This is a genomic window from Endozoicomonas sp. SESOKO4 (genome assembly GCF_024606275.1).
Genome location: NZ_JAHHPS010000537.1, coordinates 1 through 1511, shown reverse-complemented (window position 1 = coordinate 1511; position 1511 = coordinate 1). Strand labels below are relative to the sequence as shown.

Sequence of the window (1511 nt, the reverse complement as noted above, 5' to 3'; positions counted from 1 at the left end):
TCAATTTCTTGCAATCCTCGCTACGGACGCTTAAGTCCGACAGGCTGCTAGCGAACCATCCCATTATGTCGTTCCCACTCCTGACGACAGCAACCGTTTATCACAACGCGAACATCTGCACAATGCTTCGAGCTTCTTGTGCGGAGCAAGAAATTTGTAGGATTTCTTTTTTGCCGGAATCAAAAATATTGACTAGGCTGGTTCACCAGTGGCATTCACCATGAATTCATGATGCCTGCTTTAACGCTGTGGAAAACTTAAGAGATTATTATTTGTTTTCGTGCGCCCATCACTCATCAAAGTTGAGCAGTCTCGTTACTGCTCGATCCGTGGTAGTTTTCGCATTATTTTTCATTTTTGTCCTGCAGTTATCTTTGGCAGGCTTTGCTTGTTCAGATACTGATAATCAGAATTCTGGTGAAGATGAAATTCTGTTCAACACTCTTTCACCGGTTGATTTGGAGTTTCATAGTACTTCACCCCTTGGCTTTTTTTTCCGGGTTGGAGACGATTTTACTTTTCGTCGCTATGATGATTATTTATCTCTGAACGGTTTACGCGCACTGCCCTCGCTGGCATCCAACGCCTTGATGTACTGGATGGCAAGTAAAACAACCGCCTCCGTGCTCAGTCGCTGGACAGCAAACCCTGTCACGCTGCACACGGCTCAAGTCTTCTCCATGGCCATTTTGCCCAGTGTCAAAAGTGCCCTGTACAGCTGGTATACCGGTACTCGTTTAGGACCAGAGCAAATTCAGGTGGACCCACCCCACATCCGCAAACGATTTTACCTGGAGCTGATTTACCAGCAGGAAGGTCATCAGCAGATTTTGCGAATAACGCCATTCCCGCTGAGCCCATCCATCAGTCCCTGGCTGGCTGAGAAGCCACTACCCGACGGCTATTCCCCCTGGCTGGAGCTTTATGAGGCCAGTTCCCAACACGGTGTCGTTCATATTGATCTCTCATGGGTTTCACCCGAGGCGCCAGAAGCCGTTCGCATTGACATTCATTATTCAGAAAAAGCCACAGAATCAACGTTAGTCGCACTGACCCACAGCGAAGCTTCAGAAACTCTGCCGGTGAGTATTGAGTCGTTGTTGCATAATGAAGCGAAAGATGAGTTGAAAGCTTTTGCCAGGGGGCATTCTATTGCCAGCCTGTTAACCGATGCAGTCATTAAAAACACAGTAGCCCTTATCCAAAATCCCGATTTGGCATCAACCCGTTTCCCTGTGTCAAGGGTTGCTGGCCAGCTTGAATTTGATGCGGATGGTCATAGTGGTCAGTTGTCTCTTTGTGGTGAGCAACAACCCGATTGCGACAGCCACCTGCAATTGACCTATAAGCTGTTTCCATACCCGCATTTTGGCATGACCTTGCAGGGGCAGGATCACATTAAAACCAGCGTTGACGCAACCATTAAACAACTGGCGAATGCCAACCGCGCCGAGTTGATTCTGCAACTGTTGGAAAAGGCGGTTCTGCACTTTTTTATGGCCTCTGTTCAG

At 47.8% G+C, this 1511-nt stretch carries 1 protein-coding gene; it reads left to right on the top strand.

Features of this window, described 5'->3' with window-relative positions; translation table 11 throughout:
- Window positions 1–374: 374 nt before the first annotated feature.
- Window positions 375–1511: hypothetical protein (locus KDK16_RS10455; RefSeq protein WP_257276022.1), on the top strand; the 1137-nt coding region annotated here is incomplete at its 3' end.